The organism is Virgisporangium ochraceum, assembly GCF_016863655.1.
GTDB classification, from domain to species: Bacteria; Actinomycetota; Actinomycetes; order Mycobacteriales; family Micromonosporaceae; genus Virgisporangium; species Virgisporangium ochraceum.
In genome coordinates, this window is sequence record NZ_BOPH01000020.1 from 54,258 (window position 1) to 69,679 (window position 15,422).

At 74.0% G+C, this 15,422-nt stretch carries 18 protein-coding genes; 11 read left to right on the plus strand and 7 right to left on the minus strand.

What is annotated here, in order from left to right:
• Positions 1-44 precede the first annotated feature (44 nt).
• Positions 45-1,142, plus strand: a complete 1,098-nt coding sequence (locus Voc01_RS07865) for an NAD(P)/FAD-dependent oxidoreductase (RefSeq protein ID WP_203926618.1) — start codon at positions 45-47, stop codon at positions 1,140-1,142.
• Here Voc01_RS07865 and Voc01_RS07870 read toward each other — a convergent pair.
• Entirely contained in the window at positions 1,135-1,659 is a 525-nt protein-coding gene (locus tag Voc01_RS07870) for a hypothetical protein (protein ID WP_203926619.1), read from the minus strand. The genes Voc01_RS07865 and Voc01_RS07870 overlap by 8 nt on opposite strands.
• Positions 1,660-1,757: 98 nt before the next feature.
• Here Voc01_RS07870 and Voc01_RS07875 point away from each other — a divergent pair, with 98 nt between their 5' ends.
• Both Voc01_RS07875 and Voc01_RS07880 read left to right on the plus strand, forming a co-directional pair.
• Entirely contained in the window at positions 1,758-2,213 is a 456-nt protein-coding gene (locus tag Voc01_RS07875) for a class I SAM-dependent DNA methyltransferase (protein WP_203926620.1), read from the plus strand.
• Between the two features lie 26 nt (positions 2,214-2,239).
• Entirely contained in the window at positions 2,240-3,700 is a 1,461-nt protein-coding gene (locus Voc01_RS07880) for a cryptochrome/photolyase family protein (RefSeq protein ID WP_203926621.1), read from the plus strand.
• A 12-nt stretch (positions 3,701-3,712) separates the two neighbouring features.
• Here Voc01_RS07880 and Voc01_RS07885 read toward each other — a convergent pair whose 3' ends face one another.
• Complete coding sequence (locus Voc01_RS07885) at positions 3,713-4,279, minus strand: helix-turn-helix transcriptional regulator (RefSeq protein WP_203926622.1); 567 nt, start codon at positions 4,277-4,279, stop codon at positions 3,713-3,715.
• Positions 4,280-4,326: 47 nt separating this feature from the next.
• Here Voc01_RS07885 and Voc01_RS54015 point away from each other — a divergent pair, with 47 nt between their 5' ends.
• Genes Voc01_RS54015 through Voc01_RS07905 form a run of 4 tightly spaced genes read left to right on the plus strand, consistent with a single transcriptional unit; the run spans position 4,327 to position 7,355 of the window.
• Positions 4,327-5,169, plus strand: a complete 843-nt coding sequence (locus Voc01_RS54015; protein ID WP_203926623.1) for a class I SAM-dependent methyltransferase — start codon at positions 4,327-4,329, stop codon at positions 5,167-5,169.
• A complete protein-coding gene (locus Voc01_RS07895) occupies positions 5,148-5,561 on the plus strand; it encodes a DoxX family protein (protein WP_203926624.1) in 414 nt (137 codons plus the stop codon). The genes Voc01_RS54015 and Voc01_RS07895 overlap by 22 nt, the downstream gene beginning before the upstream one ends.
• Before the next feature lie 58 nt (positions 5,562-5,619).
• Positions 5,620-6,567, plus strand: coding sequence for an ATP-binding cassette domain-containing protein (locus Voc01_RS07900; RefSeq protein WP_203926625.1), 948 nt, complete (start codon positions 5,620-5,622; stop codon positions 6,565-6,567).
• Positions 6,564-7,355 carry an ABC transporter permease gene (locus Voc01_RS07905; protein WP_203926626.1) on the plus strand — a complete coding sequence of 264 codons (792 nt, stop codon included), beginning with the start codon at positions 6,564-6,566 and terminating at the stop codon, positions 7,353-7,355. Before Voc01_RS07900 ends, Voc01_RS07905 begins: the two co-directional genes overlap by 4 nt.
• Here Voc01_RS07905 and Voc01_RS07910 read toward each other — a convergent pair.
• The 4 genes from Voc01_RS07910 to Voc01_RS07925 all read right to left on the minus strand — a co-directional run bounded on the left by Voc01_RS07910 (position 7,331) and on the right by Voc01_RS07925 (position 12,617).
• Entirely contained in the window at positions 7,331-10,447 is a 3,117-nt protein-coding gene (locus tag Voc01_RS07910) for an ATP-binding protein (RefSeq protein WP_239160035.1), read from the minus strand. The genes Voc01_RS07905 and Voc01_RS07910 overlap by 25 nt on opposite strands.
• 19 nt (positions 10,448-10,466) lie before the next feature.
• Positions 10,467-11,207 carry a phosphotransferase gene (locus tag Voc01_RS07915; RefSeq protein ID WP_203926627.1) on the minus strand — a complete coding sequence of 247 codons (741 nt, stop codon included), beginning with the start codon at positions 11,205-11,207 and terminating at the stop codon, positions 10,467-10,469.
• An 86-nt stretch (positions 11,208-11,293) separates the two neighbouring features.
• Positions 11,294-11,554 (minus strand): hypothetical protein, encoded by a 261-nt coding sequence (locus Voc01_RS07920; protein ID WP_203926628.1) that lies wholly within the window; start codon positions 11,552-11,554, stop codon positions 11,294-11,296.
• Between the two features lie 88 nt (positions 11,555-11,642).
• Positions 11,643-12,617 carry a S1 family serine peptidase gene (locus Voc01_RS07925; protein WP_203926629.1) on the minus strand — a complete coding sequence of 325 codons (975 nt, stop codon included), beginning with the start codon at positions 12,615-12,617 and terminating at the stop codon, positions 11,643-11,645.
• A gap of 180 nt (positions 12,618-12,797) precedes the next feature.
• Between Voc01_RS07925 and Voc01_RS07930 the strand changes: the two genes are divergently transcribed.
• Together Voc01_RS07930 and Voc01_RS07935 are read left to right on the plus strand one after the other, a co-directional pair.
• Positions 12,798-13,157, plus strand: coding sequence for a VOC family protein (locus Voc01_RS07930; RefSeq protein WP_203926630.1), 360 nt, complete (start codon positions 12,798-12,800; stop codon positions 13,155-13,157).
• A gap of 36 nt (positions 13,158-13,193) precedes the next feature.
• Complete coding sequence (locus Voc01_RS07935; RefSeq protein WP_203926631.1) at positions 13,194-13,529, plus strand: hypothetical protein; 336 nt, start codon at positions 13,194-13,196, stop codon at positions 13,527-13,529.
• Positions 13,530-13,638: 109 nt separating this feature from the next.
• Here the strand turns inward: Voc01_RS07935 and Voc01_RS07940 are convergent, their stop codons facing one another.
• The gene (locus Voc01_RS07940; protein WP_203926632.1) at positions 13,639-13,896 is read right to left on the minus strand and encodes a hypothetical protein; all 258 of its coding nucleotides are present in this window, start codon (positions 13,894-13,896) and stop codon (positions 13,639-13,641) included.
• 92 nt (positions 13,897-13,988) lie between these two features.
• On the opposite strand from Voc01_RS07940, the gene Voc01_RS07945 reads away from it, so the two are divergent.
• Both Voc01_RS07945 and Voc01_RS07950 read left to right on the plus strand, forming a co-directional pair.
• The gene (locus Voc01_RS07945) at positions 13,989-14,372 is read left to right on the plus strand and encodes a DoxX family protein (protein ID WP_203926633.1); all 384 of its coding nucleotides are present in this window, start codon (positions 13,989-13,991) and stop codon (positions 14,370-14,372) included.
• A 20-nt stretch (positions 14,373-14,392) separates the two neighbouring features.
• On the plus strand, positions 14,393-15,421 hold the full coding sequence (locus Voc01_RS07950) for an FAD-dependent oxidoreductase (RefSeq protein WP_203926634.1): 1,029 nt from the start codon (positions 14,393-14,395) through the stop codon (positions 15,419-15,421).
• Position 15,422: the final 1 nt, after the last annotated feature.

Sequence of the window (15,422 nt, forward strand, 5' to 3'; positions counted from 1 at the left end):
CGTCGCCCGTGTGTCAAGCGCGTCGACGGGCGTAGATTCGTCCCATGAGGACGGTCATCGTCGGTGGCGGCGTGATGGGTGTCGCGTTGGCGTACCGGCTCGTCACCGAGGGCGTGGAGGTCGAGCTGTTCGAGGCGGGCCGGCTCGGCGGCGGCACGTCGGGCGTCGGCATCGGCTGGCTCAACTCGCGCGGCAAACAGCCGTTCGCCTACCACCTCCTGAATGTCAGCGGCATGGCCGAGCACGCCACGCTGGCGCGCGAGCTCGGTGCCGCGCCGTGGTACCACCAGGACGGTGCCCTGCAGTGGACCGCGCCCGACCGCACCGACGACCTCGTCGCCCGCGTCGAACGGCTGCGCTCGTGGGGCTACCCGGCCGAGCTGCTGTCGGTGCGCCGGGTCGGCGAGCTGGAGCCGTTCCTGCGGATCCCGGCCGGCGTCACCCGGGTCGCCCACTACCCCTGGGAGTCGCTGGCCGACCTCCCCCAGCTCATCGGCGTGCTCGCCCACGCCGCGGCGGGGCGCGGCGCGGCCGTCCGCCCGTTCACACCGGTCGGGTCGCTCACCGTCGAGGGCGGGCGCGTCACCGGGGTCGAGCTTCCCGATGGGACGCGCGTGAGCGCCGACGTCGTGGCGGTCTGCGCGGGTCGCTGGTCCCATACGCTCATGGCCACGGCGGGCCTGGACCTCGCGATGGCGCCCACGCCGGGATTCAACGTCTACACGGGACCCGCACCGGTGACGCTGCGCGCCATGGTGCACGCGCCCGACGTGAACCTGCGGCCCGAGGGCGCGGGCCGGATCCTCGTGCGCTCCGAGGAGTTCGACGACGCGGTCGCGCTCGACGACCCGCTCGACCCGGTTCCCGAGGTGGGCAAGGAGCTGCTGGCCCGCGCGGTGAGGTACCTGCCGGGGCTTTCGGGCGCCGCGATCGAGGGCGCGCGGGTGGCGGTGCGGTCGGTGCCCGGCGACGGGCTGCCCGCCGTCGGACCGGTTCCGGGCCGCGCCGGGCTGTACCTCGTCGTGTCGCACAGCGGCGGCACCATGGGACCGCTGCTGGGCCGGCTGGCCGCGCTGGAGATCGCCCACGGGGAGACCGATCCCCGGCTGGAGCCGTTCCGTCCCGGGCGGCTCCTCAGCTGACGCGCTCCGGAGCCGGGCCCCGGAGGTACCGCTCGACGGTCGCGCGTTGCCGGCGGGTGTGCCAGACGACCAACCAGGCCCCGACCGGCCACCCCACGACCGCCAGCCACCACCACGGCGACTCGCTCACCGCGAGCCACGCGCTCAGCGCCGTCATCGCGCCGAACACCACGTACACGATCCACCACCGCTGCGCCGGGGCGGCGAACCGTTCGGCGAACCGGCGCGCGGCCACCCGGACGTGGTCGTCGGTCGGGTGCTCCCCGTCGAACACGGCACGCAGAACCGCCGCCCGCTCGGGTCCCGTCAGCTCCCGACCGTCGACGGTGAAGTTCCGTCGCCGCTGTTTCCGGGTGAGGAACGCCATGAACGTGCCGAGCACCGCGCCACCGACGAGCACCACCATCGCGGTACGGACGTCGCGCACGGTCGGCAGGACCAGCATGCTCAGCGCCCAGATCGCACCGGACGCCACCCCCACCACCCAGACCGGTGCCTTCACCAACGCATAGCCCATGGTCGTTGGTGTCCCACCCGCCGCGCCGCCCAAACGTCGGGACGGCATGAACGCCGGCGGGAAGAGCGCCGCCGGGCGGTCCGTTAGGGTCGGGCGCCATGCTGGAAGCCGACTGGGTGGCCGACACCCGCGCGTCCTACGACACCGTGGCCGGGACCTACGCCGACATGTTCCGCGACGAGCTGCGCGGGCAGCCGGTGATCCGGCACCTGCTGGCCATGTTCGCGGAACTGGTGCGCGACGCCGGCGGCGGTCCCGTGGTCGACGTCGGCTGCGGCACCGGACGGGTCACCGCGCACCTGCGTGGCCTCGGCGCCGACGCGTTCGGCGTCGACCTGTCGCCCGGCATGGTCGCGATGGCGCGCCGCGACCATCCGGGCATCCGCTTCGACGTGGGCTACGGCGGGCACCCGATGAGGGTGAACGTCCACTGGCGTCCGCTGGAGCGGGTCGCGGGGTGGCTCGACGGGGCGGGGCTGCGCACCGAGCTGCGCGTCGAGCACGACATCGGCGACGAGCGGGTGTCCGGAGGCATGCTGGTCGCCCGCGGCTGACCCGGAGCCAATAGGACAATCCGGTCATGAAACGCCGTTGGCTGTTCGCCGACCAGCTCGGACCGCATTTCCTCGACGACCCGGAGCAGCCCGTGCTGCTCGTCATCTCCCGGGCGGTGTTCCGGCGCCGGCGCTATCACCGGCAGAAGGCGCACCTCGTGGTCTCGGCCATGCGGCATCTCGCGGCCGGGCTCGGCGACCGCGCCGAGCTGGTCGAGGTGGAGCGGTACCGCGACGCGGTCGCCGGCAGGGAGCTCGAGGTCTGCCACCCGACCAGCCGGGAGGCGCGGGACCTCGTGCGGTCGCTGCCCGGGGTCACGATGCTGCCGCCGCGCGGCTTCGTCACCGCGCCGGCCGACTTCGTGGCCTGGGCGGAGAGCCGCAACCAGCTGCGCATGGAGGACTTCTACCGCGCCGCGCGCACCCTGCACGGTGTGCTCATGGACGGGCCCGAACCGGCCGGCGGGCGGTGGAACCTCGACGCCGACAACCGGGAGCCGCCGCCGCGCGGGGCGGACGCGCTGCCGGTCCCCCCGCCCCTGATGCCGACCGAGGACGAGATCGACGTGTCGACGCGCGCCGATCTCGACCGCTGGGAACGCGACGAGGGGATCGGGTTCGTCGGCCGCGACGGGCCGCGCCTGTTCCCGGTGACCCACGACGAGGCGACGCGGCGCCTCGACCACTTCCTCGCGCACCGCCTCCGCGACTTCGGCCCGTACGAGGACGCGATGCTGCGCGGCGACCCGTACATGGCGCACTCGATGCTGTCGGCGAGCCTGAACCTCGGCCTCCTCGACCCGCTCGACGTGGTCCGCCGGGCCGAGAGGGCGTACCGCGACGAGGGCGCGCCACTGTCCAGTGTGGAGGGTTTCTGCCGCCAGATCATGGGGTGGCGCGACTACGTGTGGCACTGCTACTGGCATTTCGGCGAACGCTATCCGCGCACGAACGCACTCGCCGCGCGGCGGTCGCTGCCGTCGTGGTTCTGGGACCTCGACGCCGACCACGTGAGCGCGGCCTGCCTCGGCGACGTGCTCGCCGGCGTGCGCGACCGGGGCTGGGTGCACCACATCCCGCGGCTCATGGTGCTGGGGAACCTGGCCCTGCAACGGGGCTGGGACCCGGCCGCGGTCACCGAGTGGTTCACACGGTCCTTTGTGGACGGTTACCCGTGGGTGATGGTCCCGAACGTGGTCGGCATGAGCCAGTACGCCGACGGCGGGCGCATGACCACCAAGCCGTACGCGGCCGGCGGCGCCTACATCAACCGGATGAGCGACTACTGCCGCGGCTGCCCGTACGACCCGAAGCACCGAACCGGCGACGACGCGTGCCCGTACACGGCGGGGTACTGGGCCTTCCTGCACCGCAACCGCGACGCGCTGACCGGCAACCACCGCATGCGGCAACCGCTGGCCGGGCTCGACCGCCTCCACGACCTCGACGAGGTGGTGGCGGCCGAGAAGCGCCGCCGCGTCTACTGATGCGGGCCGGGCCTACCGGTGCGGGCCGAGGTGGCTGCGTTCGCCGTCGTGGTCGAGGATGCACAGGATCTCGGCCGGGCCTCCGGTGGCGCCGAACGCGTGCGGCACCATCGTCGAGAACTCGGCGGCCTCGCCGGCCCGCACCAGGATCGTGCGCTCGGCCAGCCGCAGCACCACGGTTCCCGACAGCACCGTGAACCAGTCGCGCCCCGGATGCACCCGGAGATCGGTCGGCACCGGGCGGGTGACCCGCAGCTTCGCCACCGTCATGCCCGCCGGGGCGCCCTCGCGCGACAGCAGCCACGTGGTGATCCCGCGCTGCTCGTTGTGGTGCGGGCGGATCACCACGTCCTCGTCGCGACCGGACTCGACCAGCTGGTCGAGGCTCGTACCCAGCGCCCGGGCGATCGGGGCCAACTGGTCGAGCGCGATGCGGCGGTGCCCGGTCTCGATGCGGCTGAGCGTCGACGGGCTGAGGTAGCTGCGCGCCGCGAGCTCGTCCAGCGACCAGCCGCGGGCCACCCGCAGGCTCCGGATGCGCTGGCGGACCAGCGCGTCGAGCTCCCCGTCTTGCGTCATACGCAAGATGCTATGCCGACGGCGCAAGACAGCGCTAGCGTCGTGGCATGGGACACGACCACGGGCACAGCCACGACGCCAGCCACGACGCCAGCCACGGCGCCGGCCACGGGCACGCCTTCGCCGACATGCTCGACCTCGACGCCGAGGTCCTCCACGACCACCATCACGAGGTGATCGCCTGGGCCGGGTCGCTCGTCGGGGCCCGGCCGCGGATCGTCGACCTCGGCGCGGGCACCGGCACCGGGACGCTCGCCCTGGCCCGCCACCTGCCCGACGCCCACCTGACCGCCGTCGACCTCGACGCCGACCTGCTCGCCCGCGTCGACCGGCGCGCCGCGGACGCCGGCGTGGCCGACCGCGTCCGCACGGTGCGGGCCGACCTCGACAGCGACTGGCCCGACCTGGGCCCCGTCGACCTCGTGTGGGCCTCCGCGTCGATGCACCACCTCGCCGACCCGGGCCGCACGCTGACCCAGGTGCACACCGTCCTGCGGCCGGGCGGCGCCGTCCTGATCACCGAGCTGGACTCGTTCCCCCGCTTCCTCACCGACCCGGCCGGCGTCGCCCTCGAGGACCGCTGCCACGCCGAACTCGCCCGCCGGCGGCTGGAGCACGGGATGCACATGGGCCTGAACTGGGGCACCCTCCTCAAGGCCGCGGGCTTCGAGGTCGAGTCGGAGCGCCGCTTCGACATCGAACTGCGCCCGCCGTTGCCCGCCCAGGCCGTCCGCTACGCCCGGGTCTCCCTGCAGCGGATGCGCCACGGCCTCGCCGACCACCTGGGCCCGGACGACCTGGACGCCCTGGACCGCCTGTCCACGACGGTGGCCGAGCCCGACCTGACCGTGCGCACGGTCCGCACCGCATGGGCCGCCCGCCGCCCCTGACCGGCCCCGACCGCCTGCCCGGTCACATTTCCCGGGGCACGCCCGTCCCAGGGTCCGTGTACACCACGATCACCATCATCGCCGCCATGTTCACCGGCACCGCGGCCGTCACGTACCTCATCGGTCACGAGTACCCGAAGACGCAGGCCGACCTGAAGCGGATCCCGCGGTCGTGGGTGCCGGTGCTCGGCTCGCTGCTGGCGGCCGGCGCGGTGGGGCTGGTCGCCGGGTTCGCGGTGCCGCCGCTCGGGGTGCTCGCGGCGGCCGGCCTGGTGCTGTACTTCGTCGGCGCGATCGTGGCGCACCTGCGGGTCGGGTCGCGGCGGCTGGTCGGACCGGCCGTGTTCCTCGCGACCGAGGTGGCCGCGCTCGCCGTCAACCTCACGAGGTAGCGGGCCATGAAACCACGGTGATACCGGCGCGATCCGGGCCGGTCGCACAGTCGTCGGCATGACACACGCGGCCATCGAGGTGACCGGTCTCCGCCGGTCCTTCGGAACCCAGGTGGTGCTCGACGGCATCGACCTGCGGATAACCGAAGGCACCATCTTCTCCCTGCTCGGCCCCAACGGGGCCGGCAAGACCACCCTCGTCCAGATCCTGTCCACGCTCATCCGGGCCGACTCGGGCACGGCGCGCGTCGCCGGACACGACGTCGTCCGCGACGCCGACCGCGTCCGCGCGGCCATCGGGGTCACCGGGCAGTTCTCCGCCGTGGACAACTTCCTCACCGGCGAGGAGAACCTCCTCCTCATGGCCGACCTCAACCACCTCGGCCGCGCCGAGGGACGGCGTCGGGCGGCGGACCTGCTCGACCGGTTCGACCTCGCCGATGCGGCGCGGAAGGGCGCCGTCACCTACTCCGGCGGCATGCGCCGCAAGCTCGACCTGGCCATGGGCCTCATGGGCGACCCCCGCGTCATCTTCCTCGACGAGCCGACCACCGGCCTGGACCCGCGCAGCCGCCGCGACATGTGGCAGATCGTCCGCGACCTGGTGGCGACGGGCGTGACCGTGTTCCTCACCACCCAGTACCTCGACGAGGCCGACCACCTCGCCGACCGGATCGCGCTGCTCGACCACGGCCGGCTGGTCGCCGAGGGCACCCCGGCCGAGCTGAAGAGCCGGATTCCGGGCGGGCACGTCGAGCTGCGGTTCGCCGACGACGACGCGCTCGTGGACGCCGCGGTGGCCCTCGACGTCGACCCGGGCGACGCGCGGGAACTGGTGCTGCGGGTGCCGTCCGACGGCAGCGTCCGCTCGCTCAAGGCCGTGCTCGACCGGCTCGACGCCGCCGCCGTCGAGGTCGACGGGCTGACCGTGCGCACCCCGGACCTCGACGACGTGTTCTTCGCCGTGACAGGAAAGGCCCGCCCGGAACTGGAGACGACCCGATGAGCACCACGACCTATGCCATCCGCGACTCGGCCACGATGCTGCGCCGGCAGCTCAAGCACCTGTCGCGCAACCTCTCGCTGATCCTGCTCCTGCTCGCCGTGCCGATCATCTTCCTGCTCGTGTTCGTGTTCGTGCTCGGCGACACCCTCGGCAACGGCCTCGGCGGCGGTTCGGGCGGCCGCAGCGCCTACGCCAACTACGTGGCGCCCGGAATCCTGCTCATCACGATCACCGGTGCTGTGCAGGGAACGGCGATCGGCGTGGCGATGGACATGACCGAGGGCATCATCGCCCGCTTCCGCACGATGGCGATCGCCCGGGTGTCGGTGCTGACCGGGCACGTGCTCGGCAGCATGCTGATGACCCTGGCGCAGCTGGCGGTCGTGGTCGGCGTGGCGCTGCTCGTCGGGTTCCGGCCCACGGCGTCGGCCGTCGAGTGGCTGGCGACGCTGGGGCTGCTCGCGGTCACCACGTTCGCGCTGGTCTGGTTCACCGTGGCGTTGGGACTGTCGGCGAAGAGTGTCGAGGTGGCGAGCAACACCCCGATGCCGCTCATGCTGCTGCCGTTCTTCGGCAGCGCGTTCGTTCCGACCGACTCGATGCCGACGGGCCTGCGGCTGTTCGCCGAGCACCAGCCGTTCACCCCGATCATGGAGACGCTGCGCGGCCTGCTCCTCGGCACGGCGATCGGTGCCAGCGGCTGGGTCGCGCTCGGGTGGTGCGCCGTGATCGCGCTGGTCGGGTACCTGTGGTCGAAGCGGCTCTACAACCGCGACCGCACCCGCTGACCGAGCAGGTCCAGCGCCGCGGCGCGCAGCCCGTCGCGGTCGAGGCCGGCGTACGAGGACACCGCGTCCCCGTACGCCGGTCCGTCGGCGCGTTCGGCGTCGGCGCGCGCGGCCGCCGCCGACATGGTCGGCTGGAAGTTGCGCAGGAACCGGAAGCGCTCGGCCAGCGCGATCATCCGGACCGCCGACCGCGGATCGCGCTCCAGGTCGGCCATGCCGACCGCGAGCAGCAGCGTGCCGCAGGCCGCCTGCTCCACCAGGAACGGCGGCGGGTTGACCGGCGGGTCGGTCAGCATCCGCGTGAGCCGGTCGGGCAGCGCGTCGGCGGTCTCGCGGGTCAGGTCTCCGTGCCCGTGCCGCGCGTGCGCGACGACCGCCGCCGACCGGGCCTCCACCAGCCACGGGTCCAGCTCGACCGGGATCGGCGGGGCGGCGGCCGCGCTGCCGCTGCGCACCAGGTCGAGAACCCGCCGCCACAGCCGCAGGCCGGCGTCGACCTCGCCGCGGGCGAGCAGCAACTCGGCCCGCAGCGCGAGGTCGTAGCCCATCGACCGGGCCTCGTCCTCGCTGATCGTGTGCTGGGGCAGCCCGTCGAGCCACCGCTCGGCCTCGTCGGTGTCGCCGACCTGCAGGTTGGCCAGGACCAGCCAGGCGCGGCTGCCGAACGCGTCGGTCCAGGCGCCGAGCCGCTCGAGCACCGGCATCGAGGCGGTGAGGTGGTCGCGGGCCTCCGCGCCGAGCTCCACCTGCAGGCACAGCTCGGCCGCCCGGCTGTGGAGGAGCGCCCGCAGCCACGGCACCTCGCGGTCGGCGAGCACGTCGAGCGACCGCCGGGCCGCCTTCAGCGCCGCGTCGACGTCGCCCGCGGCCTCCCAGTGGTAGGTGGCCAGCGCGTTCGCGGCGGCCGCGACCAGCGGCTCGGTGCTGTCGCACAGCCGGGCCATCTCCGCCGCGTCGGCGAGCACGCCCAGCACCCAGCCGCCCGCGCGGACCACGGTGTCGGGCGGGGCAGTTCCGAGCCGGCGCAGCGCGACCGTCGCGCGGATGGGCCGCGTCCCCAGGTTGCCGTACGTGTACACCACGGCCATCGACAGCGCGGTGCGCGTCGCCTCGACCAGCTCCGGCTCCGGCCGGTAGTGCGACAGCGGCCAGGAGGTGTCGTTCACCAGCGCCGTCAGCCGGAGGTAGTTGCTCTCGACGGCCCACAGGCTGCTGAGCACCGCGGTGGCCGCCGCCACGGTCGGCACGTCGTCGCGGGCCAGCGCCAACCGCACCGCCAGCACCAGGTTCTCCTGCTCCGCCCGGATCGCGGCGGCCGGTCCGTACGGGTCCGGGCCGTGCAGGTCGGCGTGCCGGGCGACGCCGAGGTCGCGGGCCCACCCGAGGAACGCGGTGGTCACCGCGTCGGTCTCCCCCGCGGCGTCGAGCCGCGCGGCGCTGAACTCCCGGACCGTCTCGAGCATGCGCATCCGGGTGCCCGACGGGGTGTCGAAGACCTTGACCAGCGAGTGGTCGACCAGGTGCTCCAGGACGGCCAGCGGGTCGTCGTCGCCGAGCAGGCGGCGGGCGGCCGCGGCGGTGAACCCGTCGACGAACACCGACAGGGCCCGCATCGCCCGCTGGCCGGCCGGGTCGAGCAGGTTCCAGCTCCAGTCGACCACCGCGTGCAGCGTGTGGTGGCGCTCCGGCAGGTCGCGCGGGCCGCCGCGCAGGACGCCGAACCGGTCGTCCAACCGCTTCGCGAGCTCGGCCGCCGACATCGTCCGCACCCGGGCGGCCGCGAGCTCGACGGCGAGCGGCAGTCCGTCGAGGTGCCGGCACACCTCCTCGACGGCGTCGGTGGGCAGGTCGACGCCCGGCCGGGCCGCCCGCGCCCGCTGGCCGAACAGCTCGACGCTCGTCGCGAGGCTCAGCTCCGGCAGGTGGTGCACCGACTCCGACGACAGGCCCAGCGGCGTGCGGCTTGTGGTGAGGACCCGCAGCTCCGCGGTCATCGACACCAGCGACCGGACCAGGTCGGCGACCCCGGCGACGACGTGCTCGCAGTTGTCGAGCACCAGCAGCGCCGGACCGGCCGCGAGCGCCGCCGCGAGGTCGGCGATCCCGCCGGGGGTGCGCCGGCCGCCGACGCTGAGCGCCGCGGCGACCTCCCGCTCCACGTCGTCGTCGGCCGTGATGCCCGCCAGCTGCACGACCGTGACCGTCGGCACCCCGGACCGGCGCGCGACCACGTTGGCGAGGCGGGTCTTGCCGAGCCCGCCGGGCCCGACGACCGAGGTCACCCGGGACGTGCGCAGCAGCGCCTCCACCGCGGCGACGTCCCCGTCGCGGCCGAGCAGCGGGTTCGGCTCGTGCGCCACCCCGTGCCGCACGGCCGGTGCCGCTCCGCGCAGCAGCCGCCGGTGCTCGTCCCGCACCGCCGGACCGGGGTCGGTGCCGAGCTCGTCGCGCAGGCTCCGCCGGTACGCGTCGTAGCGGGCCAGCGCCGTGGCCGGGCCGACCGTCGCCGCCTCGCACCGCAGCAGCTCGACCAGGACCTCCTCGTCGCGGGGCCGCTCCGCGGCGAGCCCGGCCAACGGCTCCACCGCCTCGGCCGGTCGGCCCAGACGGGCGAGGGCCAGGGCGCGGGCGCGCACGAGCGTCCCGTGGACACCGCGGCGTCCGGACCGCAACGCGCCGACCGGGCCCCCGTCGGCGGACCCCGCGCCGTCCCACAGGCCGAGGCCCGCCTCGGCGTGCGAGAGCGCGGCGGCGTGGTCGCCGGCCCGCGAACACCGGGCGGCCGCGGTGGCGCGCAGCTGGATGGCCGAGCTGTCGACCTCGTCGTCGGCCAGCGCCAGCCGGTACCCGGTCGGCGTACGGACGATGACGTCGGCGCCGAGCTGCGCACGGGCCCGGGAGACGAGCAGCTGCAGGGCCTTGGGCGGGTTCTCCGGCCGCCCGTCGGGCCACAGCGCCTCGATGAGCCGTCCGGTGCCGCAGCCGGTGCGCAGGTCGGCGGCGAGCATCGCGATGAGACCCCGCAGCCGCGGGCCGGCGAGGTCCCGACCGCGGAACGACACCCGGGACAGCAGCACGAGGTCGGGCGTCACGCCATCAGCGTATAGAGCGTCACGGGGTCCAGAAGTCGGCCGGGATGCCGTCGACGTTGGCGGCGGCCTTCTCAAGCTGCTCGACCATCGGCAGGAGCGCGACCGAGGCGGGATGGCCCTCGGCCGCCATCGCCCGGATCACCCCGGCCTGCCGGCGGGCGCGCTCGGGGATCGCCGTGGCGAACACGTGACGGTCGCCGTCGTAGCCGTAGGCGTCGAGGAACAGGTGGACGCGGCGCCGCGGCCGGTTGTCGTTGGTGAGGGGCACCCACAGCATCATCGAGAACGCGAGGTCGGACTCCCGCGGAGACGGGCTGGCGATGTCCCAGTCGACGAAGCCGACCAGGCGGTCTCCGTCCATGACGGCGTTGTACGGTGACGCGTCCTGGTGGCCGACGACCCAGCCGGGCTGCAGCGTGGTACCGGTGAACCACCGCGCGTCGGCCGGCGGCTCGAAGTCGGCGGTGAGGTCGTGTACCCGGCGCATCCACTCGCCCACCTGCACCAGCGTCGAGTCGGCGTAGACCCAGGCGGGCCACGCCTCGGGGACGCCGAGGGTCTCGCCGGGCAGGTAGGTGAGCATCTCGCGCCCCCGCTCGTCGAAGCCGAGCGCCCGCGGCGCGCCCTCGAAGCCGTGCTTCTCCAGGTGCCGCAGCAGCGCGTGCACCGACGGCGTCCACGGGGCGGCGGGCTTGTGGACGACGTCACCGATCCGCACGGCACCCGTGGTCCTGCCGCCGGGCAGGGTCTCCTCATGCATGCGTGGTGTCTACAGCGCCCGCACCGTCCGACAACACCGAATATCCGGGTTCCTGCCGGCTTTCCGACAGCGGCTCCGACAGCGGGTCAGGCCGCCAGCGACACCGCGAGCGCGACCGCCACGACGCCGGACGCCAGCGCGAGCACCACTGCGACCATCAGGGTGACCCGCTGGCGCGGGCTGAGGACCCACTTCTCCATGAGGACACCGGTGGTGGGCTCGCCGGCGGTCAGCGGGGCGAGGGCCATGAACGTGTCGTCGAGGTCGGAGCCCGCCGGAAGCAGGGTGCCGTCGTCGGACATCAGCACGGGCGCGGCGCGTCCGATGATCACCGGTTCGTCCCCCATGAAACGACCGTAACCGACACTCGCGTGCTAAGGAAGCGGCGGCCGGGGCGCGACGCCCCGGCCGCCCAGACCAGTCGGATCAGCGCGGTCAGGCGACCGCGGACGCGTCGGGCGCCGTGGTGACCGGTACCCCGCCCGTCATCTCGAGGACGAAGTCGCCGACCTCCTCGTTGCCGAGCCGCGTGTACACGCCGGGGAACCCGGTCGCGCCGCAGCCGAAGCCCCAGCTGGTGATGCCCAGCTGGATGAAGTCCGGCGAACCGGTGGCCTTGAAGAACAGCGGCCCACCGCTGTCGCCCTGGCAGCTGTCGCGGTTGGTCAGACCGGCGCACAGCATGGTCTCGTCGACGTCCACGTCGACCGCCCCGTACGCCGTGCGGCACTCCGGCCGCGACACGATCGGCACCTTGGCCTGCTGCATGCGGTCGGGGAAGTTGCTGACACCGCTACCGGCGCCCGGACCGACCGGCTGCGCGATCGTGTTGCCCCACCCGGTGACCGTCGGCCGGGTACCCGGCCGCTCCAGGGTGTCGGTGCCCGGGGTCACCAGGAGCACCGGGGTGACCGTCGTGACCGGAGCGGACAGCGCGATGATGGCGACGTCGTGCGAGAACGTGTCCGGGTTCCACTGTGGATGGATGGCCACGCCGAAGGCCTCGCGCCGCTCACCCTGGCTGCTGGTGAGCACCGTACGACCCACGACCACCCGCAGGTCCTCCAGCGGAACCTGGTCGGGCTCGTCGCCGAAGAACTCGACGCAGTGGGCGGCGGTGAGCACGTACCACGGCGAGATCAGGCTGCCGCCGCAGAACTGACGCTGGTAGTCGTTCGTTCCGCCCGGCTCGTACAGGAGCGCGGCCTGGAACGGGTAGACGCCGTCGGACACCGGCGTGCCGCCGACGATCCGGCTCGACGGTCCCGATCCCGGGATGCGCTCGAGGCCCTTGGGTCCGGTCTTGATCGGCAGGCGCTTCTCGGCGGCCTGGGCGGGCAGGCTCGGCACCAGAACCATGGCCCCGACGGCCAGGGCGGCGACGAGTGTTGCCGTGATACGTCCTCGCATGGGCGGCTCCCCCAGATATGTGGATATTGCAGCGGAATCACCATGCCACGGACGCGGTGATCGACGTCGATTCGACAACCCCATCGACACCCTTGCATTGCGTAGTCGCTGCCCGGAGATCAAGCCACTGCGCGGAGATCCGGACGTGGACCGTCCGGATCCGGCGGTACGGTGCCCGTCATGGCTATCGCACGGTTCCCGAGTCTCGTCATCGACTGCGCCGACCCCGCCGAGCTCGCGAGGTTCTACGGGACGCTGCTCGACTGGAAGGTCGAGTCCTCGTCCGACGACTGGGCCGAGGTCCGCGCGGACTACGGCCAATGCATCTGCTTCCAGCAGGTGGCCGACTACAGCCCGCCGACGTGGCCGACCCAGTCGGCTCCCCAGCAGATGCACCTCGACGTGGTCGTCGACGACCTCGACACCGCCGAGGCGGCGGTGCTCCAGCTCGGCGCGACCAAGCACGACCACCAGCCGGGCACGTCGTTCCGGGTCTTCCTCGACCCGGCCGGCCACCCGTTCTGCCTCTGCGTGTCCTGACCCGTTTGCCGCGGTCGGCAACGGGCAGTACCCGGCATGAGGCTGCCGGTCGAGTACGTCCTGCCCCTGCGGTGGTCCGAGGACACGGGCCTGCCCGAGCTGACCGCCTACCTGCGGTGGTTGTGCGGCAGGGTCGACGTCACCGTCGTCGACGGGTCGCACGCCGGGCTCTTCGACCGGCACGCCCGCGCGTTCGCCGGGCTGGCCCGGCACGTGCCGCCCGACGCCGACCTCGGCTTCGCCAACGGCAAGGTCGACGGCGTCACCACCGGGCTGCGGATCGCCCGCCACGAGACCGTCGTGATCGCCGACGACCCTTCCACCGCATGGGCGGTTACGCCGGCGACGTGCTGTTCGAGAACCTCGAGCTGATCCGCACCGTGCGGGCGCACGGCGGGCGCGAGGCCCGGCCGGTGGACCTGTTCGTGCGGCGGATCCCCGGCTCGCCGGAGCGGTTCTGGAACCAGCGGGTACGCCAGGCCTACGACGACCTCGCCCAACCGGCCCGCCTCGCGGCCGTGCTGGCGCTGCTGCCGGTCAGCGTCGCGGCGGGGGTCGCGGCCGTGCGGCACGACCGGCGCTGGTGGTCGGTGCCCGCCGGGCTCGCGGTGGCGGCGGTGGTCGCGGCCGAGGTCGGTCGGCGGCGGGGCGGTGGACGCGTCTTCCCGCGCACCGGCGCGGTGTTCGCACCGGTGTGGCTGGCGGAGCGGGCCGTCTGCGGATGGCTCGCGGTCGGCACCCGGCTGACCCCGGCGCGTGGCGCGGGTCACGCCGCGGTGTGGTCACGGCGGGCTTCCCGCCGGCATCTCATGCGCGGAAGGGAGCCGACGCATGAACCTCGCACTGTGGATCGCCACCGGGCTGCTGGCCACGATCCTCCTCATCAGCACCTCGAAGATGGTCGTTCCCCGGGAGCGCATCGCCGCCGTCGGGCACGCCGGCGAGTGGGTGCTGGACTTCAGCCCGGGCGCGCTGCGGGCCATCGGGACCCTGGAACTCCTCGCCGCGGCCGGGCTGATCCTGCCGGCGGTGCTCGACATCGCGCCGGTGCTGGTGCCGGTGACCGCGGTCTGCGTGGCGCTGCTGTTCGCCGGCGCGGTGACGATGCGCCTGCGCCGGGGCGAGCGGGTGACGATCGTCGCGGACCTGGTGTACCTGGCCCTCGCCGTGTTCGTGGCGTGGGGCCGGTTCGGTCCCGAGCCGTTCGGCGGCTGACGCTGTTACCGTCGGTGGGCATGCGGGTCGCGGTGGTCGGTGGGGGCGTGGTCGGGCTGTCGACGGCCGTGGGGCTGGTCGACCGCGACGTCGAGGTGGCCGTCTACGAGCGGGGCACCCCGATGGGCGAACGATCGGCCGGCGAGACCCGGATCTTCCGCCTCGCGCACGCCTACCCCGAGCTGGTCGACCTCGCCGCGCGGGCGCGCCCGGCGTTCGAGGCGTGGAGCGGGCGGGCCGGCGCGCCGCTCGTCGACCACGTCGGCACGGTGGTCAGCGGCGACGACGCCGGCGCGCGGGCGGCCGCGATGGCCGCGGCCGGCGCCGACCACGAGGTGGTCGAGCCGGGGTCGCCGGTGCTGCGCCTGCCCGGCGCGGTCGTCGGTCCGGCGCTCGTCGACCCGGCCGGCGGGGTCATCCGCGTCGACCGGGTCGCCGCGTTCCTCACCGGCGCGGTCGGCGACCGGGTGCGGCGGGCGCACGTGCACGGCATCGAGGAGACCGCCGACGGCGTGCGGATCCGGGCCGGCGACACGGTCGACGTCGTCGACGCGGTGGTGATCTGCGCCGGTGCCGGCACGTCGGCGCTGGCGGCCACGGTCGGCCTCTACACGCCGCCATTGCTGGAGCACCACGTCCGGTTCAGCTTCCCGGTGCGCGCCGGCGGCCCCTTCCAGAGCTGGATCACGTCGGCCACCTACCAGCACGCGTCGACGCCCGGCACCTGGACCGTCGGCGCGCAGGTGACCCGGGCCGCGGTCGCCTGGGAGGTCGGGCCGGAGGCGGCGGAGAACGCGTCACGCGCCGTGGTGACCGCCTACGTCGCCGAGAACCTGCCCGCCATCGAGCCCCGCGTGGTCGGCCGGCTGTACTGCACCCACGACCCCGACCTCGGCGACGGCTTCCGCTTCCTGCGCCAGGGCCGGATCCTCGCGGTGTACGGGGGCAACCTGTTCAAGTTCGCCCCGGTGCTCGGCACCATGCTGGCGCGGGCGGTCGTCGACGGTGACACCCCGGAGGCCACCGGTCAGCTGCGACCGGTCCCATGAC